General features: G+C 44.4%; 20 protein-coding genes. 13 read left to right on the plus strand and 7 right to left on the minus strand.

Features of this window, described 5'->3' with window-relative positions; translation table 11 throughout:
- Positions 1 to 12: 12 nt before the first annotated feature.
- Positions 13 to 1,026, minus strand: a complete 1,014-nt coding sequence (locus tag BUR42_RS29885) for a homocysteine S-methyltransferase family protein (protein ID WP_200798348.1) — start codon at positions 1,024 to 1,026, stop codon at positions 13 to 15.
- Between the two features lie 452 nt (positions 1,027 to 1,478).
- On the opposite strand from BUR42_RS29885, the gene BUR42_RS20330 reads away from it, so the two are divergent.
- Positions 1,479 to 1,664, plus strand: a complete 186-nt coding sequence (locus tag BUR42_RS20330) for a hypothetical protein (RefSeq protein WP_074241448.1) — start codon at positions 1,479 to 1,481, stop codon at positions 1,662 to 1,664.
- Positions 1,665 to 1,755: 91 nt separating this feature from the next.
- Here the strand turns inward: BUR42_RS20330 and BUR42_RS20335 are convergent, their stop codons facing one another.
- Positions 1,756 to 2,439 (minus strand): ComF family protein, encoded by a 684-nt coding sequence (locus BUR42_RS20335; protein ID WP_074241449.1) that lies wholly within the window; start codon positions 2,437 to 2,439, stop codon positions 1,756 to 1,758.
- A gap of 44 nt (positions 2,440 to 2,483) precedes the next feature.
- Positions 2,484 to 3,851, minus strand: a complete 1,368-nt coding sequence (gene radA, locus BUR42_RS20340) for a DNA repair protein RadA (RefSeq protein ID WP_074241450.1) — start codon at positions 3,849 to 3,851, stop codon at positions 2,484 to 2,486.
- A gap of 565 nt (positions 3,852 to 4,416) precedes the next feature.
- Here radA and BUR42_RS20345 point away from each other — a divergent pair.
- The 6 genes from BUR42_RS20345 to pyrH all read left to right on the plus strand — a co-directional run bounded on the left by BUR42_RS20345 (position 4,417) and on the right by pyrH (position 9,088).
- Positions 4,417 to 5,115: a zinc metallopeptidase gene (locus BUR42_RS20345; protein WP_234979768.1), complete on the plus strand. Its 699-nt coding sequence runs from the start codon at positions 4,417 to 4,419 to the stop codon at positions 5,113 to 5,115.
- Between the two features lie 246 nt (positions 5,116 to 5,361).
- On the plus strand, positions 5,362 to 5,805 hold the full coding sequence (gene rplM, locus BUR42_RS20350; RefSeq protein ID WP_074241451.1) for a 50S ribosomal protein L13: 444 nt from the start codon (positions 5,362 to 5,364) through the stop codon (positions 5,803 to 5,805).
- A 13-nt stretch (positions 5,806 to 5,818) separates the two neighbouring features.
- On the plus strand, positions 5,819 to 6,208 hold the full coding sequence (gene rpsI, locus BUR42_RS20355) for a 30S ribosomal protein S9 (RefSeq protein WP_074241452.1): 390 nt from the start codon (positions 5,819 to 5,821) through the stop codon (positions 6,206 to 6,208).
- Positions 6,209 to 6,253: 45 nt separating this feature from the next.
- Positions 6,254 to 7,282 carry a 30S ribosomal protein S2 gene (gene rpsB / locus BUR42_RS20360; protein WP_074241453.1) on the plus strand — a complete coding sequence of 343 codons (1,029 nt, stop codon included), beginning with the start codon at positions 6,254 to 6,256 and terminating at the stop codon, positions 7,280 to 7,282.
- A 136-nt stretch (positions 7,283 to 7,418) separates the two neighbouring features.
- Positions 7,419 to 8,243 carry a translation elongation factor Ts gene (gene tsf, locus BUR42_RS20365; RefSeq protein WP_074241454.1) on the plus strand — a complete coding sequence of 275 codons (825 nt, stop codon included), beginning with the start codon at positions 7,419 to 7,421 and terminating at the stop codon, positions 8,241 to 8,243.
- Positions 8,244 to 8,374: 131 nt separating this feature from the next.
- Positions 8,375 to 9,088 carry a UMP kinase gene (gene pyrH, locus BUR42_RS20370; protein WP_074241455.1) on the plus strand — a complete coding sequence of 238 codons (714 nt, stop codon included), beginning with the start codon at positions 8,375 to 8,377 and terminating at the stop codon, positions 9,086 to 9,088.
- Positions 9,089 to 9,592: 504 nt separating this feature from the next.
- Here the strand turns inward: pyrH and BUR42_RS20375 are convergent.
- The 3 genes from BUR42_RS20375 to BUR42_RS20385 form a co-directional block, all read right to left on the minus strand.
- Positions 9,593 to 10,114, minus strand: a complete 522-nt coding sequence (locus BUR42_RS20375) for a hypothetical protein (RefSeq protein ID WP_074241456.1) — start codon at positions 10,112 to 10,114, stop codon at positions 9,593 to 9,595.
- A 282-nt stretch (positions 10,115 to 10,396) separates the two neighbouring features.
- A complete protein-coding gene (locus BUR42_RS20380; protein WP_074241457.1) occupies positions 10,397 to 10,576 on the minus strand; it encodes a hypothetical protein in 180 nt (59 codons plus the stop codon).
- A gap of 185 nt (positions 10,577 to 10,761) precedes the next feature.
- On the minus strand, positions 10,762 to 12,696 hold the full coding sequence (locus tag BUR42_RS20385; RefSeq protein ID WP_074241458.1) for an ATP-binding protein: 1,935 nt from the start codon (positions 12,694 to 12,696) through the stop codon (positions 10,762 to 10,764).
- Positions 12,697 to 13,048: 352 nt separating this feature from the next.
- Between BUR42_RS20385 and BUR42_RS20390 the strand changes: the two genes are divergently transcribed.
- From BUR42_RS20390 to BUR42_RS20415, 6 genes are all read left to right on the plus strand, one after another.
- On the plus strand, positions 13,049 to 13,330 hold the full coding sequence (locus BUR42_RS20390) for a hypothetical protein (protein ID WP_074241459.1): 282 nt from the start codon (positions 13,049 to 13,051) through the stop codon (positions 13,328 to 13,330).
- Between the two features lie 69 nt (positions 13,331 to 13,399).
- Positions 13,400 to 13,675: a hypothetical protein gene (locus BUR42_RS20395; RefSeq protein ID WP_074241460.1), complete on the plus strand. Its 276-nt coding sequence runs from the start codon at positions 13,400 to 13,402 to the stop codon at positions 13,673 to 13,675.
- Between the two features lie 97 nt (positions 13,676 to 13,772).
- Positions 13,773 to 14,534: an exodeoxyribonuclease III gene (locus tag BUR42_RS20400; protein WP_074241461.1), complete on the plus strand. Its 762-nt coding sequence runs from the start codon at positions 13,773 to 13,775 to the stop codon at positions 14,532 to 14,534.
- A 2-nt stretch (positions 14,535 to 14,536) separates the two neighbouring features.
- On the plus strand, positions 14,537 to 14,839 hold the full coding sequence (locus tag BUR42_RS20405; protein ID WP_074241462.1) for a DUF4286 family protein: 303 nt from the start codon (positions 14,537 to 14,539) through the stop codon (positions 14,837 to 14,839).
- 296 nt (positions 14,840 to 15,135) lie between these two features.
- Complete coding sequence (locus BUR42_RS20410) at positions 15,136 to 15,405, plus strand: HU family DNA-binding protein (RefSeq protein WP_074241463.1); 270 nt, start codon at positions 15,136 to 15,138, stop codon at positions 15,403 to 15,405.
- Between the two features lie 130 nt (positions 15,406 to 15,535).
- Entirely contained in the window at positions 15,536 to 15,652 is a 117-nt protein-coding gene (locus tag BUR42_RS20415) for a 30S ribosomal protein THX (RefSeq protein WP_074241464.1), read from the plus strand.
- Between the two features lie 44 nt (positions 15,653 to 15,696).
- Here the strand turns inward: BUR42_RS20415 and pdxH are convergent, their stop codons facing one another.
- A complete protein-coding gene (pdxH, locus tag BUR42_RS20420) occupies positions 15,697 to 16,332 on the minus strand; it encodes a pyridoxamine 5'-phosphate oxidase (protein ID WP_074241465.1) in 636 nt (211 codons plus the stop codon).
- Between the last annotated feature and the right edge of the window lie 82 nt (positions 16,333 to 16,414).

Consider the following 16,414-nt stretch of genomic DNA (forward strand, 5'->3'; position numbering starts at 1 on the left):
TCAGATGCTATATTACAATGTTGCTTCCAACACTGGCAATGGACGTGGGGCAATGGAGCTTACATTTTGAGCCATATGGCGGATGTGATCAGGTGTGGTACCGCAACAGCCTCCTACAATGTTCACAAAGCCTTCCTTTGCAAAATCTTCAATGATGTGAGCTGTTTCATGTGGCTCTTCATCGTATTCACCAAACGTATTCGGTAAACCGGCGTTAGGGTAACAGCTCACATAACAACCTGCTATCTGAGAAAGCTCCTCTATGTAAGGCCTCATCTGCTCTCCACCCAATGCACAGTTCAAACCGATAGAAAATGGCTTGGCATGCATCACGGAGATGTAGAAAGCCTCAAGTGTTTGACCACTCAGCGTTCTGCCGGAAGCATCTGTGATAGTACCGGAGATCATAATAGGCAATTCCGGTTTACGGCTATCGCGGAAGTATTTCTTAATGGCGAAGATGGCACCTTTACAATTAAGCGTATCGAAGATGGTTTCGATCAGCAGGATATCTGCACCTGCTTCTGACAATGCCTTCACTTGTTGGTAATAAGCATCCACCACTTCATCAAAGGTCACTGAACGGAAGCCCGGGTTGTTCACATCAGGGGAAATAGACAATGTTTTATTCAAAGGGCCTATGGCGCCGGCAACAAAACGGGGTTTATCAGGATTACGACGGGTGTAATCATCCGCTGCACGCCTGGCAATCTGTACTGATGCTACGTTCATTTCATATGCCAGGTCCTGCATATCATAGTCCGCCTGTGCAATTACTGTACTGCTGAATGTATTGGTTTCAATAATGTCTGCTCCCGCTTCCAGGTATTCCCTGTGTATGGCTTCAATAATGCCGGGTTGCGTAATAGACAAAAGATCGCTGTTACCTTTCACATCTGAATGGTAGTCTTTAAATCTTTCCCCTCTGTAATCAGATTCCTGGAGTTTGTAGCGCTGGATCATGGTGCCCATTGCACCATCAATAATGAGGATGCGCTCTGCGGCGCATTGTTGTAATGATTTCATGGCAATAACGTTTATTAGTTACGGTTTACAATACAACCCGGGGGTCGAACAATAAACAAATCTACCTTCGGGCATTTGCAAAGATAGATAACTCCTGAATAATAACAGCATAAGCATTGCCTATGAGCCGATTGCAGGGGCTAATAAGAATCTCAAAGTTACAATATGCTAATTTTCAATCAGTTACAAATAATATGATATAAATCATAAAAAATAATTTTTGTTAGAATGAAAAGTCCACTAAATTTGTAGAGTAATAGCAACAAAACAGAAACCAACCGTTCAATATTTTAAAACTATGCTTTTAAAGGAGCCGTTTGAAGATCATGTTCACCTGCAGGCAGCTGTATCCTACCACCACCGTGCTGCCGCCGGATGTTGTTATATGTGATGCTGATAGCATTGACCCGATCAGTAAGAAAACATATTAATAACCCGGAAAATTATTCGAGATGACGATCAAAGACGATATCGGACAATTGAGCCGCAACCTGGAAAAGCTGGGATTGCAACAGGTGATTGTTGAGAATTCCCTGGCGGATGATTCCTTCAGAGTAGTGTACATCAACAAGAACGTAAAACAGGAATCTAAAGAAATTACTCCAGGAAAAGGAAAAAATAAAAAATCTTCCTCATAAGCTGTAGTTGACATAATGCAACAATTGCGTATTCATAACGTGGAATAGTTACCAGAGACAGGTGTTTTCGAACACCTGTATTTTTTTGCCCCTACCTGCTGGCATAAGCAAGGCTACAGATACTTAGCTGAACATCTCCTGCATCCAGTAATGCATGCCCGCAGGCTTCCAGGGTAGCGCCGGTAGTAAGTACATCATCCACCAGCAGCACATGGCTGTTCTTCACTTTCTCCTGATTATTCAACCGAAAAACTTCGGCTACATTCTCCCATCTTTCCAGCCTGGTTTTATGGGTTTGGGTAATGGCATTCGCTTTACGGGTGAGCCCATCTTCCACTACATTACAACCCAGTGTTTCAGCAATGCCGTTTGCAAGCATCGCCGCCTGGTTGTACCCCCTGTGCCGCAGCTTCATCTTGTTCAGGGGAACAGGTATTACAGACGAAATGTTTTGCCACCAGCTGCTTTGCCTTAATTGTAAACCCAGCTGGCGGCCTAAATAAACAGCAATATCTTTTCTTCCCTTGTATTTAAACTGATGAATGAGCTGCTGCAAACAGCCGTCCCTGGTAAAGTAATAACCAGCCATGGCATGTTGTACCGGCACCCGTCCCCAAAAAACCTGCTCTATAGGATTATTAGCTATCAATTGAAAAGAGGTGACCGGCATTTTCCTCATGCAGCTGATGCATAATACTTCTTCCGTACCGGTAAGATCATGTCCGCAATTTTCGCAGATATGCGGATATAACAAGTGAAGCAATGATCTGATCATAACGCTCCGTTTTAAGGTTAACAAAACAATGCCGGTTCCAATGATCAGAATAAGAAACGATATACTTCTTCCACCCTGCCCAGGGGAACCACTTCTATATTCAATTTACTGAAATCAAGTCCCTTTTTGTGATATTTGGAGATAAATATTTTATCGAATCCCAGCTTCTCTGCTTCTGCTATACGTTGTTCAACCCTGTTAACAGCACGGATCTCACCACTTAATCCAACTTCTCCTGCAAAGCAGTATTTATGCGATACGCCGGTATCTTCATAGGAAGATAACAACGCACATAACACGGCAAGATCAATAGAAGGATCTTCTACCCGGATACCTCCGGCTATGTTCAGGAACACATCTTTTACACCAAAATGAAAGCCCCCTCTTTTCTCCAATACCGCCAGTAACATTTGCAAACGGCGCAGATCAAAACCTGTAGCTGTCCGTTGCGGAGTGCCATACACGGATTGTGTTACCAGGGCCTGTACTTCCACTAACATCGGACGCAACCCTTCAATGGTCGATGCAATGGCTACACCACTTAAAAGATCATCTCTCTGGGATATCAGTATCTCGGATGGATTACTTACCTGCCGGAGTCCTTCACCGGACATTTCATAGATACCCAGTTCTGCGGTTGAACCAAATCTGTTCTTGATGGTACGGAGTATCCTATAGGCATAATGCTGGTCCCCTTCAAACTGTAAAACCGTATCCACCATGTGTTCCAGGATCTTTGGGCCGGCTATGGAGCCATCTTTAGTGATATGGCCAATCAGAAAAACGGGGGTGTTGGTTTCCTTGGCAAAGCGTTGCATCTCTGCAGCAGTTTCCCTTATCTGAGATACACTTCCCGGAGCAGATTCTATCAGGGGAGATTGTAAGGTTTGAATAGAATCGATGATCACTAACTGAGGCTCCAGTTTTTTGATCTCCTGGAAGATAACTTGCGTAGATGTTTCTGTAAGCAGGTAAAATTGATCATTCCTGATCTTCAATCTGTCTGCCCGCATTTTGATCTGTTGCTCACTTTCTTCTCCACTGATATACAGTGTTTTAATTCCTTTCAGCAACAATGCATTCTGCAGGAATAAAGTAGATTTACCAATACCCGGCTCACCACCTACCAATACCAGCGAACCCGCTACTATGCCTCCTCCCAGCACTCTGTTCAACTCTGCATCAGGGGTTAACCATCTTCTCTCTTCAAGCCCTTCCACTGCATCAAGGTTCACTACTTTAGGAGCCTTTGGAGAATCTGTTTTCCATTCCTGCTGACGTAGCGGTACATCCTTCTGAACTTTTTCTTCTACAAAAGTGTTCCATTGATTACAAGAAGGACATTTACCAGTCCACTTTGCTGTTTCATAACCGCAATTCTGACAAAAAAATGCCGTTTTGATTTTACTCATGCAGCAAAGTAAGATGAAAAAAAGGAGAAGAATAAATCAACGATCTTATCATCGCGTTTTGATGCGAAAAATTGAAAATCGATTCTGAAAAAAAGAGAAAACAGGGTACAAGAATGCCTTAAATGAGAAAAGAGCCAACGGAGGATTCCGCTGACTCTTTCTACTTACTAACCCATTAAATTCAGGACTAAATTACTAAATGGCTCGAGAATAAAAAAGTTTATTTAAAGGATGTTAATAACTTTTAAAGTGTTAACTCTTGTGGCAGCCCGTCGGCTGGAAGCCTCTATTGTAGCCCATTTCGCCCGCAAGTAATTTTCAGCAACTACTCGTAAAATATTGATAGAGAAGGGTGGTAATGCAAGCATTCATATATTAATATTCGAACATATTATAAATATATATAACTACACAAAATGACCTTTCGGCTGGCCCTAAAACCCCTCTTTCAGACAAAGTGACAGTGTTAATTTTTTGCTGCTGACAAATCCTTCTGCTTTTTCAAATGGTAGGAGTTTTGATAGTAATTGAGGGTAATAATTAAGACAACACATTAAAAACAATTATGATGCTAACACCTGGAGTCGCTGTCATTTCATTGATCTTCTTTGGCATCAGTATGCTGGTTAGCTACAGATTAAGAAATAAATTCAAGCAATACAGCGCTGTGCCCACCTCCTCAGGCCTTACGGGGCGTGAGATAGCTGAAAAAATGCTGAAAGATAATGGTATCTATGACGTAAAAGTTATATCTGTGGACGGACACCTGAGCGACCACTATAATCCGGTTAATAAAACCGTAAACCTCAGTCCTGATGTATATCAGAACAACAGTGTGGCTGCTGCAGCAGTGGCCGCCCACGAATGCGGGCACGCCGTACAGCATAATAAAGGCTATCAGTGGCTGACCCTGCGGTCCAAGCTGGTGCCGGCAGTACAGTTCAGCTCCACCATTATGCCCTGGATCCTTTTAGGAGGTGTGCTGATGATCAACATTTTCCCGAACCTGCTGCTGGGCGGGATCATCCTCTTTGCCATCACTACCTTATTTTCCCTGATCACCCTGCCGGTAGAGTTTGATGCCTCCAAAAGAGCGCTTCAGTGGCTGGATAGTGCAGGAATTACTTATCAAAAGGAGCATGCTATGGCTAAAGATGCACTTTGGTGGGCTGCCATGACTTATGTGGTGGCCGCGGTATCCTCCCTGGTTATCTTGTTCCAGTATGTATTAATGTACCTGGGGGCGAGGGACCGGAATAGCTAACAGCTATAATAACTCCATATAAAAAGCAGAAAGGGCCGGGTTTTCGGTCCTTTCTGCTGTAAAAGCCCCTGTAAAACCGGGCATTTAATAACCTGTTGATAACTCCTTGTCAAATTTTTTATTGAATATCAATTCATTATGAGCATGCCCTGAAAAAAAGAGGCGCAAACTGATGGTTATTTTATTTTTACAACTTAGCTTTGCACTCCCAAATAGGGCGAGAAATAAATCTTATTTTATTAAGCAATGAATACTTTAAGCTACAGAACGAAATCTGCCAATGACGCTTACGTAAAGCGCGACTGGCATATCGTGGATGCGACCAACCTGACGGTAGGTAGAATGTCCGCGAAAATTGCAGCCATCCTGAGAGGTAAGAATAAGCCTTACTATACTCCTCACACTGACTGTGGTGACAATGTTATTGTGATAAACGCTGATAAAGTTGTTTTCACAGGTAACAAACTGAACGATAAGGAGTACCTGACTTATTCCGGTTACCCCGGTGGTCAAAAAGCAGAGGTTGCTAAAGACCTGCTGCGTCGTCGTCCTGAAGTTGTGATCGAAAGGGCAGTAAAAGGTATGTTACCTAAAAACCGCCTGGGTCGTGCGATGTACAAAAAACTTTTTGTTTACGCCGGTGCAGAACATCCTCATGGCGCACAGAAACCGCAACCTTTAACTTTCTAATCACACCTGAATAATGGAAAAACAAAAAAATACTATCGGTCGTCGTAAGGAAGCAGTTGCCCGCGTATACGTGAGCAAAGGTACCGGCACCATTCTGGTGAACGACAAGGATTATAAAACATATTTCGCGCTGATCTATCTGCAAAATCAGGTAGAAGCGCCTTTTAAAACCATTGACGCGCTGGATAAATTCGATGTTAAGGTGAATGCGCAAGGTGGCGGTATCAAAGGTCAGGCTGAAGCTGTAAAGCTGGGTATTGCTCGTGCGCTGTGCGAGATCAATCCTGAATTCCGTCCTGCACTGAAAGCTGCCGGCTTGTTGAAACGTGATCCGAGATCAGTTGAACGTAAGAAACCAGGTAAAGCTAAAGCTAGAAGAAGCTTCCAGTTCTCTAAACGTTAATGATTGTATCATTCAATTCTTGACCATCAATTTGATTAAAACAACATGGAAAATAATACTTCATTACAGCAGCAGTTACTGGAAGCCGGTGTACACTTCGGTCACCTGAAGAAGAAATGGAACCCGAAGATGCTGCCTTATATTTTCGCAGAAAAGAAAGGTATTCATATCATTGACCTCAACAAAACTGTTGAAGGTTTACAGGAAACAGCAGCAGCGCTGAAATCCATCGCAAAAAGTGGTAAAAAGATCATGTTCGTAGCTACTAAGAAGCAAGCGAAAGAGATCGTTGCCGAAGCTGCAAAACGCGTGAACATGCCTTACGTTACCGAAAGGTGGTTAGGTGGTATGTTGACCAACTTTGCTACCATCCGTAAGAGCGTTAAGAAAATGCAGAGCATTGAAAAAATGCTGGCTGATGGTACCTTTGATAACATTACCAAGAAAGAGCGTCTCACGCTCTCCCGTGATAAGGATAAAATGGAAAAAGTACTGGGTGGTATCTCCCAACTGGCACGTGTTCCGTCTGCCCTGTTCATCGTAGACATCAGCCACGAGCACATTGCACTGGCAGAGGCAAAACGCCTTGGTGTTTCTACCTTCGGTATGGTGGATACTAACTCCGACCCTACCAAAGTTGATTTCGCAATCCCTGCGAACGACGACGCAACTAAATCTATCGCTATCATCGTAAGCTACATTGCTGCTGCAATCGCTGAAGGTCTTGCTGAAAGGGCTGTTGAAAAAACTGACGAAGTTTCTGAAGAAGAAGAAGCAGACAACCGCATCCGCAAATTTGAGCTGGAAGGTGGTGATGAAAAAGGTGAAAGAGGTCGTAAACCTGGTGGTCCCGGACGTGGTCCTGGAGGTCCCGGCGGTCGCGGTCCTGGTGGTCCCGGTCGTGGTCCTGGAGGCCCTGGTGGTAACCGCGGTGGCGGTGGCGGCAGAAGCGGTGGCGGTAATCGTCCCGGTGGTGGTGGTAACCGTCCTGGTGGCGGTGGTGGCAATCGCCCTGGTGGTGGTGGCGGCGGATTCCGTCCTTCCGGTGCAGGCAGACCTGGTCCTTCCAGATAATTTAATGCTAACATAACTTTCGTGAATCGTGAATGGTACCTAATCGTTCACGATTCACTTTATAAAGATTCCCTGAACCATTTGTTCCCGCAAATGCGTCCATTCAAATTTTCAACATATAAACTGATTATATACCATGGCAACAATTACAGCAGCTGATGTAAACAAACTGCGTCAGCAAACAGGAGCTGGCATGATGGATTGCAGAAAGGCACTGGTTGAAACTGACGGTGACTTTGAAAAAGCAGTTGATTATCTCCGTAAAAAAGGTCAAAAAGTAGCTGCGCTGCGTTCTGACCGTGAAACAAAAGAAGGTGTTGTGATCGCTAAAACTACTGCAGACGGTAAAGCTGGTGTGGTAGTACTGCTGAGCTGCGAAACCGACTTCGTAGCCAAGAACGATGATTTTATCAAATTTGCCCAATCAATCGCTGATCTGGCACTGGCTAACAACAGCCAGTCTGCTGAAGAACTGAACGCAGCCCAACTCGATGGCGCTACAGTAGCTGATAAAGTAAACGACCAGGTTGCCAAGATCGGTGAAAAGATCACCCTGAGCAAATTCGAAAGAATAGAAGCTGCTTCCGTGATCGCTTACATCCATGGTAACTACCGTATGGGCGTACTGGTTGGCTTCAGCAAACCAGTATCTGAAGAAGTAGGTAAAGACATCGCTATGCAGATTGCAGCGATGAACCCGATTGCAGTTGATGCAGACGGCGTACCTGCTGAACTGATCGCCAGAGAAAAAGAGATCGCTATCGAACAGATCAAAGCTGAAGGCAAACCTGCTGAAATGGCTGAAAAGATCGCTGCCGGTAAGATCAACAAGTTCTTTAAAGAAAGCACCCTGTTACAGCAGATCTTCGTAAAAGATGATAAAAAATCTGTAGCAGACTACCTGAAATCCGTAGACGGAGAATTGAAGGTGGCTTCCTTTAAGCGCGTTGCATTAGGATAATCTAACCAGATAATACAAAAGGAGAGAATGTAAAAATTCTCTCCTTTTTTTTGCATATAGCATTCCAGGGAATATTTTTGAGGATGGAATTGTATATTTATTAGTAGAATCTTACAATAATCATAGCTGACATGTTGCCAAAGTACAAAAGAATTTTGCTCAAACTGAGTGGAGAATCCCTGATGGGAGCTAGTAATTATGGAATTGATCCGAAGGTGATCACTCAGTATGCGCACGACATCAAAACCGTTACAGACCTGGGTGTGCAAGTGGCCGTAGTAATTGGCGGAGGTAATATTTACCGTGGAATGAATGAAGCAGAAACCGGTATTGAACGGGCCCAGGGAGATTACATGGGTATGCTGGCAACGGTGATCAATGGAATGGCCCTGCAAAGTGGCCTTGAAAAGGCTGGTATGTATACCCGTCTGCAATCAGCCATCAAAATGGAACAGATCGCAGAACCTTATATTCGCCGCCGCGCCATCCGCCACCTCGAAAAAGGCCGTGTGGTGATCTTTGGGGCTGGTACCGGCAATCCTTATTTCACAACGGATACGGCCGCCTCTTTACGTGCTATTGAGATCCAGGCAGATGTGATCCTGAAAGGGACCCGCGTGGACGGTATTTACACCGCCGATCCGGAAAAGGACCCTTCCGCTACCAAATATGAAACCATCACTTTCTCCGAAGTGTATCAGAAGTCACTGAATGTAATGGATATGACTGCCTTTACACTCTGCCAGGAGAATAAACTGCCGATCATCGTATTCGATATGAATAAGACCGGCAACCTGTTACAAGTGATCATGGGCAGGAACGTAGGTACACTCGTTAAAGGATAACAGAACGCATTCCTTATATAATAAGCCGGCCGGATTCCCTTCTTGGGGATGTCCGGCCGGCTCTTTTAATGGAACTAAATATCCGAAGAGGAATCCCCGGATCGTATCATACCCAAAATCAAATTCTAATGAAAAACAAATGTTATCTATTCGCTAAAGGGGAAAAAACACCGGGGAAGAATCCCCGGATCGAAATGAGAGCTATGTTCGCTATATCTATGAGAATTCGTTGCGTTTTTAACTACGGATGTGGTTAGTACCCCTAATAAGAGCTATGTTCCTTTGGAATACGTTGTGTTTTTAATTTAAAAAGGAACAATTTGTACCCCTTGCTACCATTCTGAGTGAAAACATCCGGAGAAGACTCTCCGGACCCTCTTATGGTTATGCTTATGAAACTGTACTTGTGATCTAAGGATACCTGCTTCGAAAACAAAGGATCAGGAAGAAGATATCCGGAGAAGATTCTCCGGACCCTTTGTTTATAAAACCATACCCGTTTACTTAACAGTTTTCAGACAGCTCGGGAAAACAATGGTGATAATGCGTCATAATGCCTTCCGGATCATATCCCTCCTGGTAAAAGGCAGCGGAAGAGAAAGTATAGTCTGTTACACCATTACAAAACCCTGCGGAAACAGGCACTTCGTGTAACTGTGCTAACTTTTCTTCCGCTGCATCCGCATCAGGAATGGCAGCAGAAAAAGCGGTTTTCTCCCAAAATTGGAACTGCCGGTCGTGCAGCTGGCTCCTGTAAAGCTCCAGCTCTTTCCTGTCCCCCGCCCAAAGGCTCCGCTTGATCTGCTGCGCTGTGAATTTCAGCAACATCTGCCGGATGTTTTTGTGTTCCCATGCCGGTTGCTTCTTCCACAACAGATGGAATTCATCTTCCATGATCACATACCCGTATAGCCATATCCGTTTCTCTCTTACCATGAATGCAAGGCTGTTCATTATAATTTCTTTATGTTCATATTTTCTTAATAACAGCCTGTTATTACTACAGCTGGCAGTAAAAAGTTCCATATCGTTCTTTTAAAAACACGGATAGAATGCAGATACCTGAAATGCAGACCGGGCGGCCTCCCCCTGAACATCCACTCCGGATACAACCCTATACTCATCCAGTAATACAGGCCGGCGAAATGTATTTCATCTGAACCCCAAATCCGTAGGGGGAGGTGTTATTGCAGAGATCTAGAATAACCCGGTCTTTAAAGTGCAAAGCTTCGCTATATGCAAATGTTATATCATCTGCATTGTGCCTTTCAGCATATCATTCAATTCCTGTGTTGTGTGTGAATAATCTTATTTGTTTTTATTGAATGGTCGTGAAGGAAGTGGCCAGTCATTTCCTTTAAAATGTACGGCCAACATAAGCAGCAATTTACTTAACCCTTTTTCCGGCAGACTCTCGGCAGGAATATCACCCAGGTAGAAAGCTTCAGATAATCTGCCTGTGATAAAGGTCTTTCCTGGTTTTTTCATGATAGGCGTTTTTTATTTTTGGTTACAGTACAATGGTTACCGGGTAACAAATACAAATCGTTTATGCATGCAATTTAGGATGCACAAATGAGAAAATTGTCGTTCAGTTTATTCATTATTTCAGGTGGTGTTAAGACCTGTTAACGATGAATTATACAGTCATACAGAGGAAATATCGGGGTGTTTTATATTGTGTACTCAAAGGTAGTATAGTGTGTGCCGTCACTTTTAACGCTGATCGTGCCCCCCATCTTTTCTATGAAATCTTTGCAGATGATCAGTGCCAATCCTGCACCACGACCTGTTTCACGGGCTAACTTACCGGGTGTTTTATAATCGAAGATATACGGCTGGTCATTAGCAGAAATACCACTGCCTTCATTTGTAATGGAAACAAATGTATGATCTGCTTCTCTTGCCGCAAAAATGGTGATACGGCTGCCTCTCAAAGAAAACTTCACAGCATTGTGGAGAAGGTTCCGATGTACAAATTGCAGCATTTCATGGTCCGCCTGTATCTTCAGCTCCGGTGGAATATGCATTTCCACTATCAGCTCCTTATCACTGATCTCCTGCGAAAGCGGCTCCCTCACTTCATTCCAGAGATCTTTCAATACATGTACCTGGGGCGCATATTCAAAGCCCGCCAATTGTGATTTTATCCAGCGCAGTACCGTTTCAAATAACGCCAATGTTTCTGTTGCCCTGGAGGCAATATTCACCGCTATCTCGCGGAATTGCTCTGCCTGTATATCTTTCTGCGTGAACAGTTCCGTCACTTTTATGATATGCCCTAAAGGCAGGCGGAAATCATGGGCCAGGATACTCAGCAGCTTATTCTTGAAATCATCATGGCGTTGCAATTCTTTATTCTGCATATGCACCAGCTTTGCCGCTTCCCTGAAGTGTTTCGTCTTTTGCTTGGAATTCCTGAAAGAACGGTAATAAGAGGCAAGCAAACCTCCCAGCAATACACTGCATACTGTCAGGAAGATGATCAGCATGATCCTTTTATTCTTTTCCAGCCTGTCTGTTTCAATGGTTTGTTCCTGTAAAGCATTATTCAACCGCAACGCTTTCAGTTCCTGTTCATGCAGGAACGATTCCGTGTAATCCAATTCTCCCTGTGTGCGCAACTCTTCCTGGTGAGCCGCTATCTCGCTCATAATATCTGCATAGGGAATTGCGGCAGCGGCATTAATGGCTTTATAGTGACGGTAAAGGGCTGTAACGGGACGGGTCATTAATTTCTTATAGCCACCCATTACGGCAGCATCCAGCATTTTTTGTTTATAACTGATACTATCCGGCATACCGGCAGAGGTGGAATAGAGGTCCAGCTGCGCATTGGCATATACCGCCAGGTACATCATACCTTCTTCTATGGCATGGGCAGACAATTTCTTCAGGTCTTCCATGGCCGGCAGCAGCTCCTTATTCCGGAACCTTTCGTTGGCCATAAAAAGACCGGTATAGGTGATCATCCTGTCGTCATGATACCGGATGGCAATGTCCCTTGCTTTGTGTAATGCCCAGCGTGCTGAATCCTGGCGCAGGCTGTCTTCCGCAAACATCCTGTAATAATTGGCCAGCATGGGAGACCATGCAGAATCACTCAAAAGCCGGCTGCCGATGGCCAGTGCTTCTGTTATATAAGGAGTAGCTATCGCCGGACGCCCTTCATAATGATAGTAACTACCGATATTGTAGGTGGCCTGGGAGATACCCGCTGAATCACCCATGCTTTTGAAACGCTGCAGCGCCTCCATGTAAAAACGATGTGCAAGCCGGCTGTTGTTAAGGAAAGTAAAACAGGAACCAAGGTTCATATAAGCATCTGCCAGCCCTTTAGGATAATGTATCCTGTCTGATAACACCTGCGCCTCTTTTGCATATTTATAGCTACTGTCCAGCTGCCCGGCAATATATAATGCACTGATCCGGTTCAGGCCATCCGCGTAACGCATGCTGTCACTCAGCCGGGGAAGTTTTGCTTTGACCGCATTTATCAATCTTGTTTGTGAATAAGCCTGCCGGGGCACACAGAACAGCAGGAACAGGCAAAAGGGAACGGAGCACAGAATTGTGCGCTGCCAGAGGGAGAGGGGTGATTTAGTCATGCTTCAAACGTGTATCAGGCCAATACGATGGAAGTTCTCAATATCAAGGCTAATTTCCAATTATTTTGTTAACCGTTTGCTAATTGCCCCTTGTTCAAGCTCTGTTCAAAAAATGAACAGAAGCCCTCTTATCTGCCTGATAATGAACAAAATGAACAGTTGCTGATCGATTGCACTGCCTTAATTTAGAGGTTGTCATAGAAAAATGATCATGGAAGTCCCCGCCACACGTTTCGCCAAGCGTTTGGTCCTTTTCCTGTAAACTACTGGTGTTAATGAATGGTGGCCATCACTCTCTGGCCAGGAAAGAACGGCGACCCTCAGGAATGTTTTTAACCAAAAATCCTATCATATGGAAAATTTACAAGCACACAACTATGGTTGCCAGGAATTGAACGCAGCCGATGTAAAAGACGTTAACGGTGGTTTCTTTTTACTCAGCCTTACCAACACCAATGGTAAGATCACTGCTGGCGCACAACTGGATACCAACGCCCTCACTTCCGGACTGCCTTTACCAGGCGGTGGTGGTGGATTGCCAGGCCTGGGTGGCTTAGGTAATTTACTGGCTCCCGTTACCAACCTGCTGAACAGTTTGTTAGGTGGCCTCGGTGGCGGTCTTCTGGGACTGTAATCAGAAAACTTCAGTGACGCCCGCTACATGGGCGTCACTGCTTTTTACGTTTCACTCAAACCCTGTTATATGCAAAAATTACAATCAAACAATTATGGCTGCCAGGAACTGGACCTTCAAACTGCCAGTGATGTAAACGGCGGTTTAATTGATCTCGGTTTCCTGAAACTTGATTTTACAAACACCAATGGTAAGATCAACATAGGTATCACAGTAGATCCTAATGGCCTCACCAACCTTCCGGGCGGTGGCGGAACAGGTGGCCTCGGTAACCTGCTTTCACCTGTTACCAATCTCCTGAACAGTTTGCTCGGCGGATTAGGCGGTATTGCTTTACCAATATAATCCCCACAACGAATTTTTAACAGTTAAAGGTTGTCTGTAAAGACAGCCTTTTTTATTTGTGTACACTGAATCCTTACTTTTGCCTAAACTATTAACCATGAGGATCGTCACCTACAATGTTAATGGCCTTCGCTCTGCCATGACAAAAGGATTCACAGAATGGCTCAAAACCGACCCCGCAGATGTTATCTGCCTGCAGGAAGTAAAAGCACACCGGGACAATGTAGACTTCCAGCAGTTTGAGCAGCTTGGCTACCAGGATTACTGGTTTCCCGCACAAAAAAAAGGGTATAGCGGAGTGGCCATACTCACCAAAATAAAACCAGACCATATACAATACGGCAATGGCTATATGCAAAGCGATGCAGAAGGAAGAGTTATAAGGGCCGATTTTGGCGATATTTCCATTATTAACACCTACATCCCCTCCGGTACCACCGGCGACGAAAGACAGACCTATAAATACCAATGGCTGGATGAATTCTATGAATACCTTCAGCAGTTGAGGAAAGAAAGGCCCAACCTGGTTGTGGTGGGCGACTATAATATTGCACACATGCCTATTGATATACACAACCCGGTGGCCAATAAAGACTCCTCAGGATACCTTCCTGAAGAAAGGGCCTGGATGAGCAAACTCTTCGATAATGGCTTTGTGGATACCTTCCGCCACTTCAATCCCCAACCCGATCAATACAGCTGGTGGAGCTTCCGGGCCAATGCACGTAATAATAATAAAGGTTGGCGCATCGACTATATTAATGTAACCACTCCATTACAAGACAGGTTAGCCAGTTCAGCTATCTGGCAAAACGTAAAACATTCTGACCACTGCCCCGTATACCTTCAATTAAAATAAGCATGATCATACATAATGTAACCACTAAGGTTTCTCCTCTTATTAAGGACAGGTGGCTGGAATGGATGAAGCAGGAACATATCCCCGAGATCATGGCCAGCGGTCTTTTTCACGATTACCGTATGGCCCGTTTGCTGGAACAGGACGACTCCGATGGACCTACTTATACCGTTCAGTACTTCACAGATACCCTGGAAAACTATTATACCTACCTCCAGGAATATGCTCCCGCACTTCGTCAAAAAGCTTTTAATGCTTTCGGAGACCAGTTTGTAGGCTTCGGAACGGTAATGCAGGTAGTATAGCTTATCAAACTTATCCACAGGAAATTCACTATTTTCAGGCACTTCAGGCTTTGGTACAATAGTTGAAGTAAGGGGGTGATTTGATGCCGGATGTATTAAAACTCAATGCAGTAGCGCGTTTCGTTCTGAACATACTATATGTTCATCCGGTACGTTGTTATAGGCAATCAGCTGTAAACGTTACCTGTAGGGTTTTTCAGCCTGTAAAAAAAAGTTTTAAAAATTTGGTAATCTTATAAAACGCGCTATATTTGCTCACATCAAACATTTTCTCACTAGTTAAATCTTAACTAACTATGAACAAAGCCGAATTGATCGACAAACTCGCCAAAGATGCTGGCGTTACTAAAACTCAAGCTAACGATGCTTTGGATTCTTTCACTAAAGCTGTTGCTGACACACTGAAAAAAGGTGGTAAAGTAACTTTGGTTGGTTTCGGTACTTTCTCTGTTTCCAAACGTGCTGCACGTAACGGTAGAAACCCCCAAACTGGCCAGATCATCAAGATCAAAGCTAAAAAAGTTGCTAAATTCAAAGCTGGTAAAGCGTTGTCTGACAAACTCTAAGAGTTGGCGACCCAACTTATTTAAGCAAGGAACATTATTTGTTTCTTGCTTTTTTTATTTTTGCTGTGCTGAAGCGCCCAAAAAGACGCACTTTTGCGAAAGATCATTCATCAATTAAATACTTAAAATCATGGGTAGAGGAGATATCAAAACCAAGAAGGGTAAGATTTCCAACGGTTCATTCGGTAAAGTTCGTCCTGCCAGGACCAAGAAGAACGCTGCTCCAAAAGCAGAAAAGAAAGCTTAATTTATTAGCAGCTCCGGGCCTGCAAATAGCCCGGAGCCGTTATTTTAAGGGGCCAGCCGGCTTATTTTCCAGCTGCCATCTGCCCCCTGTGTATATAATATGCGGTCATGCAACCGGCTGCTCCTCCCCTGCCAAAATTCCACCTGTAAAGGTTTTACAAGATATCCACCCCAATGTTCCGGCCGTTTTAATGTTTTTCCCTCCAGCTCTTTCACCCTGTCTTCCAAAAATGACCTCCCCGGGATCTCCTGGCTCTGCGGAGAAACAATAGCCCCGATCTGGCTGCCAACAGGCCTGGAGCTGAAATACTCATCACTGATGGTTCCCGCCGCCTGGCTAACGGTACCTTCTATACGAACCTGCCGCTGCAACTCTTTCCAGAAGAATAATAAGGTCACCCGCGGATTAGCCGCCAATTCATGCCCCTTACGGCTATCGTAATTTGTAAAGAACAGAAAGCCCTCCTCGTCAAAACTCTTCAATAACACTATCCGGGCGGATGGTCTGCCATCCGGTGTACTGGTAGCCAGGGTCATGGCATTGGGCTCTTCCAGTTCACTCTGGACAACTTCCAGCCACCAGCGTTCAAACTGCTGCACGGGCCCTGCCGCCATATCCTGCTCATTAAGTGTGGCCAGTTTATAATCCAGCCGCAGATCTGCTATCTTTTGATTGATCATCTGGTTGCTTTTTTGCAAAATTAAGACATATATGCCCACACCTGCTGACGGGTATCTCTATAAATGGTAATTTACATCAGTT

It is taken from the genome of Chitinophaga niabensis (assembly GCF_900129465.1).
In the GTDB taxonomy this organism is placed as follows: Bacteria; Bacteroidota; Bacteroidia; order Chitinophagales; family Chitinophagaceae; genus Chitinophaga; species Chitinophaga niabensis.

Bases quoted from the DNA above. Each gene is read 5' to 3' on its own strand.
- BUR42_RS29885 (WP_200798348.1), bottom strand. From the start codon at position 1,026: ATGAAATCATTACAACAATGCGCCGCAGAGCGCATCCTCATTATTGAT.
- BUR42_RS20330 (WP_074241448.1), top strand. From the start codon at position 1,479: ATGACGATCAAAGACGATATCGGACAATTGAGCCGCAACCTGGAAAAG.
- BUR42_RS20335 (WP_074241449.1), bottom strand. From the start codon at position 2,439: ATGATCAGATCATTGCTTCACTTGTTATATCCGCATATCTGCGAAAAT.
- radA (WP_074241450.1), bottom strand. From the start codon at position 3,851: ATGAGTAAAATCAAAACGGCATTTTTTTGTCAGAATTGCGGTTATGAA.
- BUR42_RS20345 (WP_234979768.1), top strand. From the start codon at position 4,417: ATGATGCTAACACCTGGAGTCGCTGTCATTTCATTGATCTTCTTTGGC.
- rplM (WP_074241451.1), top strand. From the start codon at position 5,362: ATGAATACTTTAAGCTACAGAACGAAATCTGCCAATGACGCTTACGTA.
- rpsI (WP_074241452.1), top strand. From the start codon at position 5,819: ATGGAAAAACAAAAAAATACTATCGGTCGTCGTAAGGAAGCAGTTGCC.
- rpsB (WP_074241453.1), top strand. From the start codon at position 6,254: ATGGAAAATAATACTTCATTACAGCAGCAGTTACTGGAAGCCGGTGTA.
- tsf (WP_074241454.1), top strand. From the start codon at position 7,419: ATGGCAACAATTACAGCAGCTGATGTAAACAAACTGCGTCAGCAAACA.
- pyrH (WP_074241455.1), top strand. From the start codon at position 8,375: ATGTTGCCAAAGTACAAAAGAATTTTGCTCAAACTGAGTGGAGAATCC.
- BUR42_RS20375 (WP_074241456.1), bottom strand. From the start codon at position 10,114: ATGGAACTTTTTACTGCCAGCTGTAGTAATAACAGGCTGTTATTAAGA.
- BUR42_RS20380 (WP_074241457.1), bottom strand. From the start codon at position 10,576: ATGAAAAAACCAGGAAAGACCTTTATCACAGGCAGATTATCTGAAGCT.
- BUR42_RS20385 (WP_074241458.1), bottom strand. From the start codon at position 12,696: ATGACTAAATCACCCCTCTCCCTCTGGCAGCGCACAATTCTGTGCTCC.
- BUR42_RS20390 (WP_074241459.1), top strand. From the start codon at position 13,049: ATGGAAAATTTACAAGCACACAACTATGGTTGCCAGGAATTGAACGCA.
- BUR42_RS20395 (WP_074241460.1), top strand. From the start codon at position 13,400: ATGCAAAAATTACAATCAAACAATTATGGCTGCCAGGAACTGGACCTT.
- BUR42_RS20400 (WP_074241461.1), top strand. From the start codon at position 13,773: ATGAGGATCGTCACCTACAATGTTAATGGCCTTCGCTCTGCCATGACA.
- BUR42_RS20405 (WP_074241462.1), top strand. From the start codon at position 14,537: ATGATCATACATAATGTAACCACTAAGGTTTCTCCTCTTATTAAGGAC.
- BUR42_RS20410 (WP_074241463.1), top strand. From the start codon at position 15,136: ATGAACAAAGCCGAATTGATCGACAAACTCGCCAAAGATGCTGGCGTT.
- BUR42_RS20415 (WP_074241464.1), top strand. From the start codon at position 15,536: ATGGGTAGAGGAGATATCAAAACCAAGAAGGGTAAGATTTCCAACGGT.
- pdxH (WP_074241465.1), bottom strand. From the start codon at position 16,332: ATGATCAATCAAAAGATAGCAGATCTGCGGCTGGATTATAAACTGGCC.